The following is a 17543-nucleotide window of genomic DNA, read 5'->3' as shown; positions in this document are numbered from 1 at the left end:
GTGCAGCGAATTCGCCCGAAATCCGGAACCACTGGTAATAAAATCTAACAGCTGAATTTCATACTTTTAACGCTAACTTTACATTATTCCGGTTGACAGCTAAGTCATGGATCCGGTGTCTCGCGGAAATCCTGGTGCACAATATCGAAAAGCCGATTTACACGTTCATACCCCAGGGTCATACGATTACAAGGACAAGGATTTGACCAAAGAAGAACTAGTTGATGCTTTCATCGACGAAGGGCTTGAACTGGTAGTCGCAGCCGATCACAACGAAGGTGGGTGGTATGAGCGTCTCCAATCTGAAGCAAAACAAAGGGATGAACCCCTAGAAATCTTACCTGGTGTTGAGATAACAACACTTCAAGGTGGAGATAATCAAATCCACCTCCTCGCTATATTCCCTCCAGAAAATGCTGACGAGATTCAGAAGATGCTACCAAGTATAGGAATTGATCCTACCAAGCCAAGTGCTACCCAATCATCTATTGGAATCCCTGGTATTTCTGATGAGATTAGAGCTCGAGGTGGACTCGCTGTTTTGGCACATATTGATGATAATTCGGGAGCACATACAGAAACCGAGTCTGGGAATATTCGAGATAAAATATTTGACACAGAACGGATCGCAGCTATCGAAGTCGTCTGTCCCTCGTCGAGGGGAGAGTATCCTGAATTCCCAGCGGTGAGGTCATCCGATTCGCACCATCCGGATGAGCTGGGTAGGGGATATACATATCTCAAAATGACTCAACCTTCATTTGAAGGACTTCAAACTGCGTTTTCGGACCCAGAGTCGCGAATATGCTTTTCCAAACCAGAATACGACCATGGGCACATAACCGGTGTAAAATTCAATGGCAGTTTCTTAGACAACAGGGCTATACAAGCCAGCCCTAATCTTAATTGTCTAATTGGAGGTAAGGGGACTGGTAAATCAACAGTCATCGAACAAATCAGATATACATTCGACATACCCCCGGAACCGGACCGGATTGAGGAGGATTATCTCGAATTAGTTGAAGAGACGCTTGGGAGCGACGGTGAAGTTGAGGTCCACGTTATGACAGATAGCGGTGACAAATATTGTATAAAACGCCAATTCAATGAAGAGCCAGAGGTTTTCCGGCCCGACGGCAGCAAAGCCGAGGTCGGCATTGATACGTTCAAATCACAGTATCTCGATCTTGAGGTCCACAGTCAGGGGGAGCTACTGGAACTGGCACGCAGGACATCAGACCAACTTGACTTGATCGACTCGTATCTACAATTTGATGAGAAGAAAGACCGGAGGGAGGAAATTAAGGATAGTCTAAGAGCTAATGCTCAGTCTCTCCAGACTGAGCAGGACAAGCTCGGCCGTTTAGAAAGTCAAATCCGCGAATACGAGGCCATCAAAGAGGATCTGGATTTGATGGCAGAGAGTGGGGTTGAGGATGTACTGAGCGATGAAGAAAACTGGGATAGAGAACAAGCACACGTTGGGCAGCTAGACGATACTCTCGGGGAAATTCGTGAGATAGTACCTGAACAGAGTGACTTCCCCGATATTCCGACGTTAGATGTTGACACAACACCCAATAACAGACTATTGTCCAAGTCTGAAAAAGCAATAATTGATGCTAAAAGTAGTATCATTCAGCACATACGGCAAATACATGAAATAATTAATCAATCTGAGGCAGAATTGAGTGCCAATAAGTCGGAATGGGATAGTCGTTACACAGCGTGGGAAGAGAATTATACTGAGATAGCAGATGAAATTCAAGAAGAGACAGGGGTAGATATAGAGCAGTACTTCGAGCTAAAGGAAAAGGCAAAAAACCTTACTGAGAAGGAACAAGCCAAACAGAATGTACTCGATTCTATAGAGAAGCTCGAACGAAAAAGACGCAGATTGCTTGGTGAGCTACGAGAAGTTCGTCAAGAGATAACTCAGGAGCGTCGAAACGGTGTTAACGAAATCTCGGATTCACTGGACAACATCCGAGTACGATTAGAACCGAATAGTAATCGTTCCGCATATACAGATTGGTTTGATAATGTATTGAAGGGTTCTAATGTTAGAACTAACGATAAGCGGAAGGTGACTGAACACTTTGACCCGGAGGTTCTATTTGACATTCTTCGGAAAGAACAACAGCACCGGCTCGTCAATTCAGTTAAAATAACTAATACCGCTGCAGAAAATATTCTTGGATTCGATCAGTTACAGAATCAACTACATGAGGTTCAGATACAGGAATTACATGATAAGCCGATTATTGAACTTAAACATGAAGGGGTATGGAAGCCACTTGAGAAGATGTCTGATGGTCAAAAGTGTACCGCGTTGCTGTCGATCGCCATGCTCGAACGTGAGAAGCCGCTCGTAATTGACCAGCCAGAAGATATGCTGGACAATGAATATATCTACGAGGAAGTGGTTAAAATGACAAAGAAAATAAAAGAGACTAGACAAATAATCTCGGCAACTCATAACGCGAATATGCCAATTTTGGGCGATGCTGAGAAGATCAATGTAATGCACTCCGACGGGCGACAGGGATTCATACATGAACGTGGGTCAATTGATGACCCTGATGTTCGAAAGCGCGCTAAGGACATTCTTGAGGGAGGGAATAAAGCGTTTAGACTACGAACACAGAAGTACGGCGCTTTACAGCTCTGAGGCTGCCAGGGTCCACTCCCTACAGCCGCTCTTTTTTATCCCCTAAAAATACAACTATCACGTTTTCGGGATACAGGGAGTCTACAAACGAATAGCGGTCGGATCAGACGAAGTTCAGTCGATCACATTGAGAGACTCAAATCGTCTCTAGTGGTCACTGAATGAGCGTCTGCAATGACTGGATACTCTTCAGATTGGTCGAAGCAGTCGGTTCCGGTGGCGGTCAAGTCGCTGTCGGTGGCAATCCGCCGCCGACATGACGGTGTTACCACTCATCACCGGTGCACAAATGGAGGGCATCTACCGGTAGACGCGGTCGTCAAGTTGGCTCGGTGGAACATACCTTCGAACGCCGGGTGCTGTTCAGGTTGCGCGGAGCATCATTTCACAGAACTCTGTGAACGACCACTGCCAGAGGCGGCGCCTCCCATGACGGGCGCCGCCAGGTTGCACACCCTCTCCAAGCAGATGCTTACTCCAACTCGATGTGATCGGCTGAGTCTGTTGTATCTGAGGCAGGACAACTGTTACATCTATAGGACTTCTGGAAGAAAGCCATGGAAGTTTCCATGGCTCAAGCTCAACTGGGAGTCAGTCTCGCTTCTGTCATTTTCTCAGGCGTATTAGTGGCGGTCACGTACTTGTACTGGCAGGAAACGAAGAATCACACTGCGGAGATGCGAGCAACACGTGAAGCAGAGTTTCAGCCAGTGTTGACGGCGACAGTGAAACCGGAATTCGGACTTCACAATCGCCTTTATATTGAGAATACTGGGAAAGGTGCCGCACATGATGTTAACGCAACATGGGGATTTGAGCATCTGGACGCCAAAGTTGAATGGTCGATTCCATTAATCTCTCCCGGGCAAAAGCACAAATTTTCACTCCCGTTCACAGAGGGGTGGAACGATATCAGCACTCATCAAGAAGTCAAGTCTGAGTTAGAGGGATCAGACGGCACCGTTTATTTCGATTGGTCGTGTGAAGATGACCTTGGTAACGAAATCAGCGATAGAAATGAGATAGATGTATTGAGTACGGTAAGGTCTAGGGGTGGTTCTGAGTTCGTTATAAAAAATGAGCAGAGAGAGATTCGGAAAGAATTGGAGGATTTGACTGATGCGGTGGATGAAATCCCCGATACAATCTCGTCTCTACAAAGTAACGCCCGAAAAGTGGATGCAGTTAAAAAAGAACTTGAGAAAATAGGGTCAGCAAATAGGGACCAACTTTCAGGTCTAACGGGTGTCCCTGATAGGGATATAGCAACTATCGTGTCTGATTTCAAATCCGCTGGAGTGGTTGATTATGATGAACCCGAAGACACAATGTGGTATAGTCCTGACGCCGCGGATACTATGATTGAGTGGACTGGATATAATTGATCGAAATGAGATCAAGAAGGATTTGTTATAACATATCAATTTCGGAGAGGTAATATTAAGCCCCTATATGTCAAATATATACTTGATAAGCAAGCCCTGCTACGTACACACTTCCGTTCAATCCACATAGCACTCGTCGTCATGGCAGTACCGCCCCTCACAGCCGGATTCATCACCGCTGACGAGGATGGATTAGGATTTCCTCTATTCATTATTACACTGCTCATCTGCGCCTATGCGTTTATGTCCACATTCCCCCGCGGTCGATAGAAATGCACCTGACCGAGCAGTCGTTCCACCCCCCTCTAACAAATAAGAATAAGTATCGTCTCAAGCGATCTATATCTGGTACTATGGCCAGTGACCATGTTCAACTTCGATCCAGGGTCTGATATCTACGTCGATACTACCAACGACAATGTCACCATCCGCTTCGACGGCGACACGTTCGGAATAAACCCGACTACAAACGGTTTCTCAGCCACAAATGACTGGAACAGTCGCCATTTCACTCTCGCATTTGACGAGAACTCTATCCTCTACCATGTTACACGCGAGAATGACAATGATAAGACAAGTGGAAAGAAGGCTGTTCCACCTGAAGAATTCGTAGCTGAAATCTACGGGTACATTAGGTCCATTGCAACACCAGTGCCAGAGGACCGTCTGAACCTCAGTATTGTCGGGCAAGCGGACATAGATGAAATGGAGAGCTATCTAAAAGACAAAGGCGTGGCCCGAAGTACGGGTGCTGGCTTACAGGTTGACAACAATGAGCGAGAAAAGCTTGTGAATGAACTGAACGAAAAGCCAGCAGCCCTCGGCAGTCTCTATCGGAGGGTTCTTGATCCGGTTTCGTTTGATGAAGCAACAGACCCCGAGAGTGGTGAGAATATCTTCTTTTACCCAACAGCGGATGCGATTATTATGCTGTTCATGTTCCCCGACAAGTATGTAGGAATCACTACCGCTAACGAAGTACTCAGATTTGTCGATTACGCCGGAGGGTCACAAATCATAGATCACGTTCTCCGTTCGATGAGTGGGAGATAAGGTTCTGCTGGCTCCATTGAATATACAAAAGGCAACGTGAGTTACTGTTTGTCAGCCTTGTCAACGTTGGAGACATCAGCGACGAGCGTAAGCCCCCAGAATACAATTTTATGTTCGTATTCGAGCGATGGAGCGGTACGAGCACTTGTGCGTAGAGATGGAATTTGGATTTCGGAACCACCGCAACACATACAAAACAGGTACGCAAGTCATCAGAAAGATAGAGGTATCGCTGCCCGGTTCAGGCCGTCGCGACGAGATGTTGGTGCCCAGCCTGCGAGGGTATCGGCTGGAGCGTCAGCCCAGCCAGTGCCATCTCCCGTAGCACTTCGGGCGGGACGCCGTCGGTCTCCCAAAGCATGGCGTCGAGAAACTGCGAACACCGAGGCGATCGCTTGTGGTAATCCGGTCAGTACAGGGGAGACAGCGACCAGCTAGCTGTTTGCGAAATGCCAATATTCGCAGCGTCAAAAAACGCTATCAAATAGCCTGCCAATCAGGAAGACAACGACGAATGCACCGAACAAAATCACCACCGCTAGAAGGAAATCGGTGGGACTTCCCGACCCCTCCAGACCAATTTGTAAGGCGGGATACATCGTGTTCGGAAGGTTGGGTTAGAAGAGTAAATAGCCAGTGGGTGACGTGCTAAATTCGCACGCCTACTGACCAGCCAATTCACCGGCGATAGTTCTGCAATCAACTGCCCTGTGAACTACTCTACGACACTCTCTCGACTAACCAACACTGGACCACTGCCGCCACCGAATGTTGGTTAGCGAGCTACCACCCCCGGAAGTACAAGCCACCTTTATTACCCCCTATCACTCGCCGCCAGAGTATCGCCCTGACAGCCACTCAAGCGCCCGAACGACATAGCGGACCCATCTCGATCTTCAAGGGCAAGACCAGTCAAAGACGCTTATTCTCGTACTACTCGCCACCTCCCGGAAGTACAAGGGGGGTTTACATACAACTCGCCCGTCAGCCACAGATACAAACTCGCGCCGTCGTGGGACCTGCCTCACCAGGCCCCGGCGCGGGGTCGCGAGCTGTCAGGAGTCGTCTCGGAAACCATCGCAACCCATGCCAAATAGCTACGCAAGTCGTCAAAAAGATAGAGGTATCGCTGTCGCGCTCAGGCCGTCGCCACGAGATGCTGGTGCTGGTTCTGGGCGGGCGTCGGCTGCAACGTCAGTCCAGCCAACGCCAGCTCCCGAAGCACCTCGGGCGGGACACCCTCAGTCTCTCGCAGCACGGCGTCGAGCGTCCAAGCGTCGTACTCGGAGCGCACTGGCGGCGTCGTTTCGACCACGGCGGTCGGGGCGGTCTCCCGCAACGCCCGAGCGGCCCGCCGGACCCGCTGGCGGTTCTCGACCGTACAGCGCACGGTCTTACTCATCCGTCCAGCCCCCGAGCGAGATCGTCGACAATACTGCCGCCGACGTGTGGGCCGACAGCCCAGCCGCGTTCGTCCTGCGTGTACTCGCACCAGCCTGCGAGTGTTTCATACGGCGTCTCAGCAAGTGGGACTTTCTCGGCGCGGGTGTCGCGAGCGACGACGGCCACAGCGAATTCGTAGCTGTCCCAGTAGTGGGCTGCGCCTTCGCCGTCGACGCCCAAGAAGAGCGGGCGGCCCTGGGTGAGCAGTTCACGGGCAATATGTTCCTGTGGATGTGCGTCAGTCGTGCCGACAGATTTACTAGTCGGCGAAGCAGACTTACTCATGGGTTTTGCAGGAACCGACGCGCCTGCCCTGTCTCTAGCAGGGTGGGCAACTCGTGTTCTCGAAGGCACGAAATCGCCCAGCGGCGCGTCTGTTCCTGTATTATTGTATATACTCAGAGCTACTTATTATTTTCGCTAGCAGACGAATATTGGTGTTTGCTAAAAGACTTCAGATTGAACACGTTCGCGGCCGGCATCTGTAATGAGGTAATACGCCCGTCCGCCAGACCCGTCAGCAAGTTCACGAATAACTCCGTCATCGGTATCTATTTTTACGCGTTTGACGTGGTTTTTCTCCACCAGTTCGGACATTTTGTTCTGCACTGTTCGGTAGCTGAACGTGATATTTTGCTGGTGGATCAGGCCTCCATAGATAGACAAGGGTTGCATCGGGGCCTCATTCTCAGCCATAAATGCGAGTATGGCCAGCTCAGACGATACTTGTGGCACACTCGTACGTTGTGCAACGGGGGTTTTACTAATACCGGGTTTGTTGGATTTGTTATAGCTAATACGCATTTTGTCTTACTACTCGTTGTATGTGTTTGGAGACGCAAACCACTAAGTGGTTGGGATAGGGAACATGGTGGTATGCGCGGCTTACCGGGCCAGATTGATTCGTGGAAAATGGACCATCGGAGCCATGACTCCGCTGGCCCGGTCGCGCACGGCATTATGACCGAGACAACCAGACCACAAAACGATACCGCACAGGACCGACAGGAGCGTCGCCTCCAAACCGCGAAACGACTCCTCACCGAAGCCGACACCGACGCCGCTGTCATCGAGGACTGCCAGACTGTTCTATCCCGGCCGGGCTACGACCGCAGCCACAGCCAGGCACGCTTAGACGCCTGCACAGTCCGACTCGCGCTCGCACAGACAGACATCACGACCAAACGCACGCGCGAAGCCAGACAGGTGCTGGTCGCCGTCAGCGGAGGCTCACAATGAGCACGCACCGCGCAAACCGCCCGGCCTACCTGCAGGGCCACCCGCATCTGGTCGCCCAGCCACCCGAGCCCTCCACAGTCTCGATCACACGCGCTCGCAACGAAGCGCTGTGTACCGAGTGCCGACGCCGGGTCACAGTCAGCGACGGCACCGAGTACGGCCACGCCCGTGGCCTCCGGGTCGACAACACTGTCTGCCCGCATCACTGCCACAACGGAGGTGTCAGATGACGCCCACCGACGACGAGTTCTACGTCATGCCCAAATCCCAGTGGAACGACGGTAAAGTCCACCATCCAGCCCCCGAGGCCACCCGTGAGGACCCAGCGCCACTGTGTGATGCCGGCAGCGACGACATCGAAGTGTTCCGTGTCGCCGATGAGACCGACCGCGAGCGCTATGGCCTCTGCAGTGTCTGTGCAGCCAAAGCCAACGACGAGCCCGACCCACGCGGAAATCATGATGAGTCGGGCCGCTCGCCAGCTGATGTCCTCCGCGAGAACGGCTTTGAGCTGCCCGAAGACTCCTCCGGAGGGTCGGCATGAGCACCGACCACAGCACCTACGACGATATAGACGGCCGGTCGCTCAACGAGCGCTGGCCCGACGCCGACGCGGTGGCCGCTGTTGGTGGCCCGGTTCGTGAGCTGAAAACTGACGGCGGGCGCGTCTCCGAAGACGATATCGAGCAACGGCTGGCCCGGCTTGAACGAATCGTCCTCGACGAAGGCGACGACCAGGAGGGCGACGATGCAGAGTGAGCAGCCAGCGACCGGCACGGAGCTGTGCTGGGACCACGAAGACTGTCCTCGCGACGACTGTGACGGCGGACTCCAGCAACAAGACCGGTTCAACGTGCTGTGTCTGGCTTGCGAGGGCGTCTGGACCTACGTGAAGACATCGACGGCGCACCTGCTTCAGACAGCCGACTGCGAGACCGTCGCAACAAAGCCCATCGCCATGTCCGACGGCGGGCGCGTCTCCGAAGCCGATATCGAGTCGATCCTCGACGAACTCAAATCGTTCGAGGGTATCGACCTTACCAAAGCAGAGCCCGGCACAGTAGAGCGGTTCTTCGACGCTCAAGACTGGTTGATGGAGGCTATCGATGCCGAACTGGACGACGATGACCTCCCGCAGGCGACACACATCTGGTGGAACGACCAGGCAGAGTTCCACCTCTACTGTGCTGACCACTACTTCCCGATTGCCAACGAACAGTGGACGGGATTCACAGAAGTGGACGATCCACAAGCAGTCACACAGGCCGCACGGGACCGGCTGGACAGTGGCGTCCCATGCGAAAAGTGCCACAGTGAGGTGCTGTACGGCCGCCGTGACGAGTTGCTTGAGGAGCGTGATCTGGCATGACGGCGGCGAATCAGACGCTTAGCCCGACCGGCTGGGCTGTCAACCTCGACAACGGCCACTCCGGGATCTGCTTCGAGTGGGTTTCCGGTCTGACGATGTGTGGGGAATCGTTCGACCCTGAGACTGTCGACCGGGAGTGGTACGATGGCGCACCGGAATCTCGCGACGAACCACACGCAACCCAGTGCTTCGACTGTCACAACTGGTCCGCGGCTGCCAGAGATGCAACGCGGGGGCAGACTGATGTCTGACCCAGTCCGCTTGCGGGTCCGTGCTCGTCGCAATCAGCACGGCTCTGTGCTGGAGTGGGTTCCGGAAGACGAAGCTGACGCGAAGGCTGCACTCGACAGTCCGTGGGCGCTCATTCGTGACCTCTACGGAGCTATCGATAGGTCGACCGTCGCCGACGGCGATCTCGTCGCTGTCGTGGCAGCGTGGCCCCGGTCCGGTGACGTCATCGACGTGATCGTCCTCGACGAACACGCCCGCAGCGAGAGTGCGACTGAACGTCTGCGGATGCAGGTCAGCGCAGAGGTGGCACAATGAGAGCCTGCAAATCGTCAGACGAACGTCTGACGCAACCCGTTACAATAGCCGACGTACTTAACACACAGCCGACCAAACCGATTCAACATCAAGCACAGAGAAGACACTCACCGCTAATCGGTAAGAGGCAGGATGCCGGGGTCGTCCCACCGACCTCGGCTGAGAAGGTGACGAACGCTCAGTTGTTCTCACCTACTGTTTCTGACCGGGATAGAATAAGCGTTGTGCCCGAACAGCGAGAGCCATCTCTGCGCAGTTCGGGCCTATTCGTGTCGCCAGAGAGCCGTTAGAAGGTCGTACTCGACGCAAATGACGAGTATCACTGTTCGCCCCGAGGGGTCGATAGACTCCACAGTAGGTCTGAGGCTGGGTCCAGATGCCGTGTCCAGCCCGCGGGCTCTCAATCGAAGCCTCTGGGAACCCCAGACGCAACTCTCGGATGCACTCTTGACAGCGCTACGCCAACTGCTCGCGGATGTGCCTCGCGACGAGTGGCGGGCGACACTGATCGAAGAGTGCGGTGTCACGGCGCTCGCTGATGAGATTCCTGGCGTTGGTGCTGAACACCACTACGCAGCACTCGCCGCCCAAGCAGCCGACTCACAGTTGCAGTGGTTCCGGCTGCTAGAAGTGTCTCGCCAGCTCGGTGGCACAACATCTATCGGGACTCATTCATCGCTTGCTGATGTACTGGAGGGGCCGATCGCGATTCTTGAAGCCGCCGACGTCCAGCCAACGCTTGCCGTTGACGTGCGTGAGCTGTGGGACCTCTCTCGAACCCAGCGCTCGTCGCTGATCGAGTTCCTTGTCGAATTGAGTGCTGGCCTCGACGTGATCCTGACTAACGCAACGCCGCGCGTCCAGCGTCATCTGCTGACCGAGTTCGACGACGTGCTGCCGGCCAGCGTGACTCACTCCCTGGAGTCGCGCCTATATGGCTCCGACTCCGTGTCGACCAGAACTGCCCAGCGCCGCCAGCACGTCCGGGAGTTGCTTGCCGACCGTGGCGCACGCCACGAGGACTGGAAGCGTCTCTACGCCGTTGCAGACGCTGACAGAGAGCAACTGACCTACGACGCGCTGCAGAATCACACGCTCTTGGAGTGGGCCTCTCGTGAGGCGCTGCGCGCGTGGGTGAAGCGTATGGCCGACCTCGACTTGGTGAAATCTCATGGCTCCGGAGATCGGACTGTGCGGTTGCTGCCGGCTGGCTATGCACTGCTGGACGAACACCCAGACTTCTCGATTGACTCGCCGTACGTCCCGTCTGCTGGCGGTTCGGGCCGTACTGACGAGAGCCAGCAGGGAGCGGGTTCCGGCCAGCGGGCCGATTCACCCGGCGTTACTGACCCCCCAAAATCTCAGCACAGTACCGTGTACACCCCAACCACCGAGAGAGAGGAAGGGGACCGGCCCGACGGCGAGGCCGCGACCGCCACCCGCGGCGGCTCCAACACCGCGCCGACCGTCTCATTCCTTGACGGGCACATCCACGACGGGGCCGTCTCGGCGGCTGCTCCCGGTGAAATCGCGCTTTGCTCCCGCACGGTCGACTCGACCGGGGATTCCCGTGGGGTCAGCTACTCATTTCTGGAGGAACGCGATGAGATCGTTGTCGAAGTCGAAGCAGCCGGCTACCAGGTCTACACAGTGGTCCGTCTTTGTGCGGCGTTACTCTCGGAACCGGCGTTTCAGCAGGTCTTAACGCAGAATCGGCTTGCTGGCGGGCCAGATCGCTCTGGACTGGACGGACTCCCGGTGTCTGACCCGTATCTCCTCCGCGATGGGGGGTGTCTGGGCTACCTCCGGAATGAAGACGCTACCGCCGAAGGCCTCCGGTCCCGGCTTCGAGACGCTCGTGATGAGCTACTCCGGATGACGACCGACGCCCAGGGCAACGGCGACGACGACGAGAACGAGAGCCTCTCGACGGTGATGCGCAACGCCCACGGCCTGCTAGGAACCGTCACCCGGATCTATGATATGCTTGGCATCGATATTACTCGCGTCCTCAAGATCCCTGACTGGGCGGTTGAAGATGGAACTCGCCGAGACAATCTCGCGAAGATGATCGCAACCCAGACTGCGGTGTCCAGCCGCTACGGGCTCTATTCTGCGTACCGAGTGCTCTACGAGGACCGTGAAGAGAAACGGTCTCAACTGCTCGCGACGCCTGATGTCGACGCAGCGGACCCAACCGGTGACACGACCGGCAGCTGGGTCTTGGCTGGCCCAACGGTCGACTCGATGCGACCCCACCTCGAGGATCTTGACGATCATCTGGATCTGCAGGACGGCGCCGATGGGTTCTCAGCGTTCATGCTGAATCTCGATATCGTCGATGGCGATCGTCGTGATGCCGTCGCCACTGCGCTGTCCCGGCAACTGAGCCTCAAATCGTTGAAACCGACCCGAGAGACGGTCTCAATCTTGCACGCCCTGACGAGCGGAACGTTCGCTGCGGCGCGGGCTGTCTTCCACCTCGGCGGGGAGGCGGACCAGCCACGGACCCTCACGACCGACGATCTCCGGTATGCGCTGTCGACGCTGGATGTCGACGAACTCCTGCCCGATCTCGGCCCCCGGTCGATCTCCGAGGCTGTCGCGATACTGCTGGATGTCGATGAACCCCTGGCGACGGGTGACCTTGCCGACCTTCTGGACGTCTCGACACAGACGCTTCGGAACAACGAGACGTACTTTGCCGACCTCGAGGCCGCTGGCGTCATCCAACGCGAGGATCTTGGACTGGGTCGAGCGACGGAATGGCGGATTTGCTTGCCATTCGACGGTGAGGAAGGCGATTTACGGACTGCAACCCCTACCCCTGAGGTGGACACAACGGCCTACGGGCCGGCGTTCTCCGACGAAATGGCTGTTATCGCGGAAGTTCTCTACGAATTGGGGCACCAGGAGATCGACTACGGCGGTGAACTGACGCTGGCTGTGACAGGACGCGGTGATCGGTTCGACGAGTGGCTGGACCAGCACCCCAGTTGTCGACCGGTCTTGTCGCTGGTCGCTCACCTGCAGGGGATGACGCTGGAAAAACTGACTACTGGGACCGAATCAGTGCGTTACCAATCCCCCAAATCGGTCGTGCTGGGGCTTGATCCCGATCCAACGACGACCCAGGCTTCGCTCGTCAGTTCTGCAAACTAAACGCGAATCTGACGCTCTGGATGTCCCTATTTTCACCAAAGAACTGCATATGCTTTTGATTGAGCCGTAAACTGACAGACTGTCCTTACGATGACAGTTATTCGATAGTTATATCGAGCGTCTGACTAGTGTTATCTGACGTTGTGGTGTCGACGCTAGCAGGCTGTTCTGTGATACTTCCCGACTCTATGGCTGATTGACCATTAGGTTCGGACACACCACTAATGGTGAAGCTTGGATCATTACTCGTGTCATCATCACTGTTAAGACCTGTTCCTCCTATCTCTGTGAGGAGGCTTGCATCAGCTGCCGCATCGCTCTCGAAGCGAACGTCGAACTCAGTACCATTTGTGTTTGGCACGAACGCAAACAGGTTGCTGAACCCAACTGAGCTACTCGGTGGGAGCCCTTGCTCGTCACCGAAAACGATTGTCACGTCGTTGGCAACAAGGCTCACGTACTCGGTACCGATAGCATCGTCGTAAATGCTAGCGGCAGACGGGAACAGATCAGTTGCGCTGACACCCCCTCCGTCCGGTCCTGCGACAGAGATGGACTTGTTCGCTGTATTGATAAGTACATCAACAGCGCCACCAGTTTCATCCTCACCACTACCTCCAGTGATTGTCTCTGCGATATTCGCTTCCTCACCGCTGTTTGCATCGTCAACGAGACCCGTTGTCCCGCCACTGTCGCCGAAGACGTTCACTTCAACTGAGCGTGTTGCACTGACACTCGTGAATGCGCCTGTGCCAAAGAGTGCACCACCACTAATTGCCAATCCACCAAGTCCCGTAAGTACGTTTCTGCGATTCATAGTTCGTTAGTCAGCACGTTATGTGCGTGCCGTACCACTTACAACAGGGTCCGGGGACTTACTATTGGGTTGCTTGAGCCGGGATAAAGCCGTGCTTGAAGAATTAATGGGCACCCTTAACCCCGCTCAAGCACGCCAATAGTAACTGGTGGGCTAGCATTGTATCGCATAACAAATGCGAGTAACTCGACGAAATGTCCTGCTCGGACTTGGGTCGCTCAGTGCGACTGTTGGTGGCGTGTTTGGCTCCGGTGCGTTCTCCTCGGTCGAGGCGACCCGGTCAGTTAATGTACAGACCTCTGATGATTCAACAGCGCTGTTGAGTTTTGAAGCGAATAAGCTGAGTGATGCTGATGGTGGTACCCCTGAAGATAAGAACGGCATTATTGTTACGGACTCTCCAGACGGAGCAGACACGTCCGTAATCAAACTCAAACAGACCGATCTCAATGAAAAGGCGACGACCACATTCAAGAATGCACTTAAAGTCACTAATGACAGCAACAAGAATGTCGGTCTTTCAGTAGATTCCAGTAAGACCGAGTACGATGGAGACACATCGGGAAAAGACCTTGTCGGAAGTGCACTAGATATTAAAACAGGCCAAAGCGGGAGTTCAATCGTCGGTAGCGACGGCAACAACGCTGTTAACTTAGCCGAGGGTGCTTCTGTTACGCTTACAATTGTCGTCGATCTCCAGAACCACACTGGCGCAGAAATCGGTGATATAGACTCAATCGTTTTCGCAGCACGCCAAGAGGACTACAATAGTTCATAGTCGGCAGTCCACCTGATGAGTAGCAGGTGGAGACCGGCATTGGCATTGTCTGCGTAAGTCGTCTCTCTCAGCTATAATATGAAATGGTACGTTGCTCTTGGGTTCGCGCTCATCGTCTGCGGAACAGTCATTTCTACGGCCGCAGTCCCACTTTCAGGACCAGTTGATGATCTCGCTCCAGCGGAAGACACTGGGGTTGCACTGGCTCCGGCTGACACGCCCAATGGTGATCGCTATGCATCCTTCGACAGCAACGGCGAGCTTCGTCTCTCTGTTGATGTCATTTCCGGTACAAAGGCCGTATTCGACAATGTGTTTGTTGTCGGTTTTGGGGGCGTTACCGGTAGTGACGAACCAGCGACGATACGGATTGAACACGATAGTGTGTGGCTGGATATCTACAGAAGCACAGACACAGGCGCACGCGAGTCGGTCGATGAAGCGAATAATACACTTACCCTCGATCCAGACGAACAAGCAACGCTCGGGTTTGCTGTGACAACAACGGCTGACAGCCCGGCGTCTCTTTCGGAGACAGTGACCTACACAATGGAAATTCCAGATGCCGAGCCAAGTACTGGCGGAGGCGGCGGTGGTGGAGGCGGTGGCGGCAGTGTGGGCGGCGGGGGCGGTGTCAGCCCCGGGACTGTGACGCCGGCGGATGACCCGACTGAAACGCCTGCCAGCGGGGGCGGTGGCGGTGGTACTGAGGTCGATATATCGACCGATGAACCGGCCGTAACGCCTGTTGACACCCAGGACGAGGCGGAAGCCGTGGCTGGCGGTGGGGCCGAACCTGTGTCGCCGTCACCCGGAGACCAGCAGTCGGCAGAACCGAGCGGATTTTCGCTCAAGTTTGATCCGATATTTGGTATTGGCTGGGGACTATGGACGACCGTCGCTGGCTTGCTCGCTGTAGTGACGAACTACCTTGTGCAAACGCGATATCATAGTGTCCTCCCGGTGCTCCAGACGCACCCAAGCGACCGCCGTCGCCGATTCCGCCGTGTCGCCGTCCGGGAAGCGATAATCGGCCTTACCGCGCTCGTGTTCACAGTGCTTGCCGTATCAGCGGCTTCAAGCGCTGGTCTCGGCCCGGTTTCGCAGTTAGTCACGGCGCTCACGGTTTCTACCGCCGTCGGTACAGTGACTGGGTATCGACTGGTCCCGGATCTCGATGTACCAACCATTAGATAGCACTGCTACGTTACTGCAGCAGAGCATTGCTCGACCTGAACTACTCAACCAGTATTCTCTTGAATACTGTTTATGTCAGAAAACTATTATACACCTTCCAGAAGACAAGAGATGTTATATTCCTCCGGATTGAAATTATTGCTGTACCGGACACTAGCGCACTTCCATGTCTAAACACCGAAACCGGAGTCGAGGCGAGTCAAGTAGCCTCCTGAGTCGACGAAGATTACTCCTGTCGCTTGTGGGCGGTGGCCTCAGCGGAGCGAGTATCCATGTTACGGGGGCCTTCTCGAATGTGGCTGCTAAACGAGAGACCAATATCGACACCGCTGATGATACGTCTGCGCTCGTTGGAGTTGATGTCGAGAAGCCGGTTGAGGCAACTATTGGGAGCCCACTCGTCACAGTAACGAACAACACAACAGAGCGGTTGCGTGTTGATATTAGTCTTACCGAAGATATCGACGGCGTTACGATTCCTACCGACACCCAACAGCAGCCGATTCCCTCCGAAAGAGAAGCCAAGTTCACTGTCGATGTGAACCCAGCAAAACAACCCGACCAGATTGAGTTCACTTTAGAGGCCGTTGACACAGCGACCGGAGATTTTAGTGTATCGCTGTCACGGTCGACACCAGTTGAGGTAACTAATCCTTGTGCCGGCCCACGTCTGGTAATTCAAGAAGATACTGAAGAGACCATTGACGAAGGCAAGACTGTGGAGCTGTTGTCAAACGTAATAGTTCACAACCATATTAATGCCGCCGGCTGCGTGGTTCTTAATTCAAAAGCGAAAGTCAAGCAGTCTGTGGAGGCTGGTGGAAACGTTTCACTCGGTAAGAGGGCAAAAATAAAAGGGTCTGTCAACGCCGGTGGAGACGTTTCTCTCGGTAAGCAGGCAAAAATAAAAGGGTCTGTCACCGCCAGTGGAGACGTTTCTCTCGGTAAGCAGGCAAAAATAAAAGGGTCTGTCACCGCCAGTGGAGACGTTTCTCTCGGTAAGCAGGCAAAAATAAAAGGGTCTGTCACCGCCGGTGGAACTTTCTCTCGGTAAGAAGGCACAAATAACAGGGCCTGTCGACGCCGGTGGAACTTTCTCTCAGGCGTAGGATGGAGTACGTAGCTCTGGAGAGCCTGTCATACAATAGTTCTCAACAAATATAATTCACACCTTCTATGTTGAATAGAACTAGTGAATGGCGAAACCACGGAGTTAAGCGCGAGGTCAGGGCTGTCTAAACGACAGTTAGAGAGCGTGAGACGTATTATATGACACGCTGCAGAAGGCTACCGATGATATCAGAGAGTATCTTGAAGAGGATACTTCTTGCAAGTATCTACGCGACGTCGACCAACGATACTTAGTCGGTATCGGGACCGACGGTTTGCGATGGACGCTTTGGATGAAAGATTTAGAAACAGGAGAGACGAGAGAGGCAACTCCGAAAGTGGATATTTCTCCCGTCATAGAGAAAGAAGCCATCCGTCTCAACACGATTGAAGGGGATGTCTCTGAGGGTAGAAACGTGGAGCGGGATACACTACTACAGGATTTCATTCCCACATTTGCAGCGGATAATCTGCTCCACTATGTGAAAAGAGAATTCAATGACTAGTATGCTGCTGGAAGCACTTTTTGTCAGTCAGTCACATCAACTGATAATTGGGAATGAATCGGTTTCGGCAGCAGAAGGGTAGTGCTTTCTACGGCTCCGCGAAAAGGTGGGTAGTTCATATACTCAGCCCCCGCCGCAAGAAGTATGTCTAAAATCGGGATCTATGCCCGTGTCTCAACAACAGACCAAGACCCACAACGACAGCTTGACGAACTGCGTGCATTCGCTCAAGACACATACGATGGCCCAGAGATTCACGAGTATGCA

The 17543-nt window shown here is 53.9% G+C and carries 20 protein-coding genes and 1 pseudogene; 16 read left to right on the top strand and 5 right to left on the bottom strand.

Annotated features, from left to right (window positions below; translation table 11 throughout):
- Window positions 1–106 precede the first annotated feature (106 nt).
- Window positions 107–2671 carry a TrlF family AAA-like ATPase gene (locus G9463_RS13655; protein ID WP_165896987.1) on the top strand — a complete coding sequence of 855 codons (2565 nt, stop codon included), beginning with the start codon at window positions 107–109 and terminating at the stop codon, window positions 2669–2671.
- 300 nt (window positions 2672–2971) lie between these two features.
- Here the strand turns inward: G9463_RS13655 and G9463_RS13650 are convergent.
- Window positions 2972–3106: pseudogene (locus G9463_RS13650) on the bottom strand (ISH3 family transposase); the annotation flags it as partial.
- Between the two features lie 122 nt (window positions 3107–3228).
- Here G9463_RS13650 and G9463_RS13645 point away from each other — a divergent pair.
- Both G9463_RS13645 and G9463_RS13640 read left to right on the top strand, forming a co-directional pair.
- Window positions 3229–4056 (top strand): hypothetical protein, encoded by an 828-nt coding sequence (locus tag G9463_RS13645; RefSeq protein WP_165896986.1) that lies wholly within the window; start codon window positions 3229–3231, stop codon window positions 4054–4056.
- 366 nt (window positions 4057–4422) lie between these two features.
- Window positions 4423–5109: a hypothetical protein gene (locus tag G9463_RS13640; RefSeq protein ID WP_165896985.1), complete on the top strand. Its 687-nt coding sequence runs from the start codon at window positions 4423–4425 to the stop codon at window positions 5107–5109.
- Window positions 5110–6247: 1138 nt separating this feature from the next.
- Here the strand turns inward: G9463_RS13640 and G9463_RS13635 are convergent.
- From G9463_RS13635 to G9463_RS13625, 3 genes are all read right to left on the bottom strand, one after another.
- Window positions 6248–6511, bottom strand: coding sequence for a hypothetical protein (locus tag G9463_RS13635; protein WP_165896984.1), 264 nt, complete (start codon window positions 6509–6511; stop codon window positions 6248–6250).
- The gene (locus G9463_RS13630) at window positions 6508–6837 is read right to left on the bottom strand and encodes a hypothetical protein (RefSeq protein WP_165896983.1); all 330 of its coding nucleotides are present in this window, start codon (window positions 6835–6837) and stop codon (window positions 6508–6510) included. The genes G9463_RS13635 and G9463_RS13630 overlap by 4 nt, the downstream gene beginning before the upstream one ends.
- A gap of 159 nt (window positions 6838–6996) precedes the next feature.
- The gene (locus G9463_RS13625) at window positions 6997–7248 is read right to left on the bottom strand and encodes a hypothetical protein (protein WP_121304933.1); all 252 of its coding nucleotides are present in this window, start codon (window positions 7246–7248) and stop codon (window positions 6997–6999) included.
- A gap of 180 nt (window positions 7249–7428) precedes the next feature.
- Here G9463_RS13625 and G9463_RS13620 point away from each other — a divergent pair, with 180 nt between their 5' ends.
- The 8 genes from G9463_RS13620 to G9463_RS13585 all read left to right on the top strand — a co-directional run bounded on the left by G9463_RS13620 (window position 7429) and on the right by G9463_RS13585 (window position 12868).
- The gene (locus G9463_RS13620; protein WP_240150041.1) at window positions 7429–7791 is read left to right on the top strand and encodes a hypothetical protein; all 363 of its coding nucleotides are present in this window, start codon (window positions 7429–7431) and stop codon (window positions 7789–7791) included.
- Window positions 7788–8021 (top strand): hypothetical protein, encoded by a 234-nt coding sequence (locus G9463_RS13615; RefSeq protein WP_165896982.1) that lies wholly within the window; start codon window positions 7788–7790, stop codon window positions 8019–8021. Before G9463_RS13620 ends, G9463_RS13615 begins: the two co-directional genes overlap by 4 nt.
- Window positions 8018–8335 carry a hypothetical protein gene (locus G9463_RS13610; RefSeq protein WP_165896981.1) on the top strand — a complete coding sequence of 106 codons (318 nt, stop codon included), beginning with the start codon at window positions 8018–8020 and terminating at the stop codon, window positions 8333–8335. Before G9463_RS13615 ends, G9463_RS13610 begins: the two co-directional genes overlap by 4 nt.
- Complete coding sequence (locus G9463_RS13605) at window positions 8332–8550, top strand: hypothetical protein (RefSeq protein WP_165896980.1); 219 nt, start codon at window positions 8332–8334, stop codon at window positions 8548–8550. The genes G9463_RS13610 and G9463_RS13605 overlap by 4 nt, the downstream gene beginning before the upstream one ends.
- Window positions 8540–9160 (top strand): hypothetical protein, encoded by a 621-nt coding sequence (locus tag G9463_RS13600; RefSeq protein ID WP_165896979.1) that lies wholly within the window; start codon window positions 8540–8542, stop codon window positions 9158–9160. Before G9463_RS13605 ends, G9463_RS13600 begins: the two co-directional genes overlap by 11 nt.
- A complete protein-coding gene (locus G9463_RS13595; RefSeq protein WP_165896978.1) occupies window positions 9157–9411 on the top strand; it encodes a hypothetical protein in 255 nt (84 codons plus the stop codon). Before G9463_RS13600 ends, G9463_RS13595 begins: the two co-directional genes overlap by 4 nt.
- A complete protein-coding gene (locus G9463_RS13590; protein ID WP_240150040.1) occupies window positions 9404–9706 on the top strand; it encodes a hypothetical protein in 303 nt (100 codons plus the stop codon). The genes G9463_RS13595 and G9463_RS13590 overlap by 8 nt, the downstream gene beginning before the upstream one ends.
- Before the next feature lie 381 nt (window positions 9707–10087).
- Window positions 10088–12868: a replication protein H gene (locus tag G9463_RS13585; RefSeq protein WP_370457917.1), complete on the top strand. Its 2781-nt coding sequence runs from the start codon at window positions 10088–10090 to the stop codon at window positions 12866–12868.
- 97 nt (window positions 12869–12965) lie between these two features.
- Here the strand turns inward: G9463_RS13585 and G9463_RS13580 are convergent, their stop codons facing one another.
- Window positions 12966–13685 (bottom strand): hypothetical protein, encoded by a 720-nt coding sequence (locus G9463_RS13580; RefSeq protein WP_193569627.1) that lies wholly within the window; start codon window positions 13683–13685, stop codon window positions 12966–12968.
- Between the two features lie 238 nt (window positions 13686–13923).
- On the opposite strand from G9463_RS13580, the gene G9463_RS13575 reads away from it, so the two are divergent.
- From G9463_RS13575 to G9463_RS13555, 5 genes are all read left to right on the top strand, one after another.
- Window positions 13924–14463 (top strand): hypothetical protein, encoded by a 540-nt coding sequence (locus G9463_RS13575; RefSeq protein ID WP_241432679.1) that lies wholly within the window; start codon window positions 13924–13926, stop codon window positions 14461–14463.
- 78 nt (window positions 14464–14541) lie between these two features.
- Window positions 14542–15660, top strand: a complete 1119-nt coding sequence (locus G9463_RS13570; RefSeq protein ID WP_011222163.1) for a hypothetical protein — start codon at window positions 14542–14544, stop codon at window positions 15658–15660.
- Between the two features lie 295 nt (window positions 15661–15955).
- Window positions 15956–16714, top strand: a complete 759-nt coding sequence (locus tag G9463_RS13565) for a polymer-forming cytoskeletal protein (RefSeq protein WP_165896976.1) — start codon at window positions 15956–15958, stop codon at window positions 16712–16714.
- Between the two features lie 349 nt (window positions 16715–17063).
- Window positions 17064–17276, top strand: a complete 213-nt coding sequence (locus G9463_RS13560; protein ID WP_011222161.1) for a hypothetical protein — start codon at window positions 17064–17066, stop codon at window positions 17274–17276.
- Between the two features lie 144 nt (window positions 17277–17420).
- A partial coding sequence (locus G9463_RS13555; RefSeq protein ID WP_165896975.1) for a recombinase family protein occupies window positions 17421–17543 on the top strand: 123 nt, incomplete at its 3' end.

Origin of the sequence: Haloarcula sp. JP-Z28 (assembly GCF_011440255.1) — an archaeon.
In the GTDB taxonomy this organism is placed as follows: domain Archaea; phylum Halobacteriota; class Halobacteria; order Halobacteriales; family Haloarculaceae; genus Haloarcula; species Haloarcula marismortui.
The sequence above is the reverse complement of the archived record's forward strand: the minus strand, read 5'-3'. Positions and strand labels throughout refer to the sequence as shown.

Excerpts from the sequence above, each read along its gene's own strand:
- G9463_RS13560 (WP_011222161.1), top strand. The coding sequence starts at position 17,064 with ATGAAAGATTTAGAAACAGGAGAGACGAGAGAGGCAACTCCGAAAGTG.
- G9463_RS13595 (WP_165896978.1), top strand. The coding sequence starts at position 9,157 with ATGACGGCGGCGAATCAGACGCTTAGCCCGACCGGCTGGGCTGTCAAC.
- G9463_RS13610 (WP_165896981.1), top strand. The coding sequence starts at position 8,018 with ATGACGCCCACCGACGACGAGTTCTACGTCATGCCCAAATCCCAGTGG.
- G9463_RS13615 (WP_165896982.1), top strand. The coding sequence starts at position 7,788 with ATGAGCACGCACCGCGCAAACCGCCCGGCCTACCTGCAGGGCCACCCG.
- G9463_RS13590 (WP_240150040.1), top strand. The coding sequence starts at position 9,404 with ATGTCTGACCCAGTCCGCTTGCGGGTCCGTGCTCGTCGCAATCAGCAC.
- G9463_RS13625 (WP_121304933.1), bottom strand. The coding sequence starts at position 7,248 with ATGGCTGAGAATGAGGCCCCGATGCAACCCTTGTCTATCTATGGAGGC.
- G9463_RS13645 (WP_165896986.1), top strand. The coding sequence starts at position 3,229 with ATGGAAGTTTCCATGGCTCAAGCTCAACTGGGAGTCAGTCTCGCTTCT.
- G9463_RS13655 (WP_165896987.1), top strand. The coding sequence starts at position 107 with ATGGATCCGGTGTCTCGCGGAAATCCTGGTGCACAATATCGAAAAGCC.
- G9463_RS13620 (WP_240150041.1), top strand. The coding sequence starts at position 7,429 with ATGCGCGGCTTACCGGGCCAGATTGATTCGTGGAAAATGGACCATCGG.
- G9463_RS13600 (WP_165896979.1), top strand. The coding sequence starts at position 8,540 with ATGCAGAGTGAGCAGCCAGCGACCGGCACGGAGCTGTGCTGGGACCAC.
- G9463_RS13640 (WP_165896985.1), top strand. The coding sequence starts at position 4,423 with ATGTTCAACTTCGATCCAGGGTCTGATATCTACGTCGATACTACCAAC.
- G9463_RS13635 (WP_165896984.1), bottom strand. The coding sequence starts at position 6,511 with ATGAGTAAGACCGTGCGCTGTACGGTCGAGAACCGCCAGCGGGTCCGG.
- G9463_RS13630 (WP_165896983.1), bottom strand. The coding sequence starts at position 6,837 with ATGAGTAAGTCTGCTTCGCCGACTAGTAAATCTGTCGGCACGACTGAC.
- G9463_RS13580 (WP_193569627.1), bottom strand. The coding sequence starts at position 13,685 with ATGAATCGCAGAAACGTACTTACGGGACTTGGTGGATTGGCAATTAGT.
- G9463_RS13570 (WP_011222163.1), top strand. The coding sequence starts at position 14,542 with ATGAAATGGTACGTTGCTCTTGGGTTCGCGCTCATCGTCTGCGGAACA.
- G9463_RS13605 (WP_165896980.1), top strand. The coding sequence starts at position 8,332 with ATGAGCACCGACCACAGCACCTACGACGATATAGACGGCCGGTCGCTC.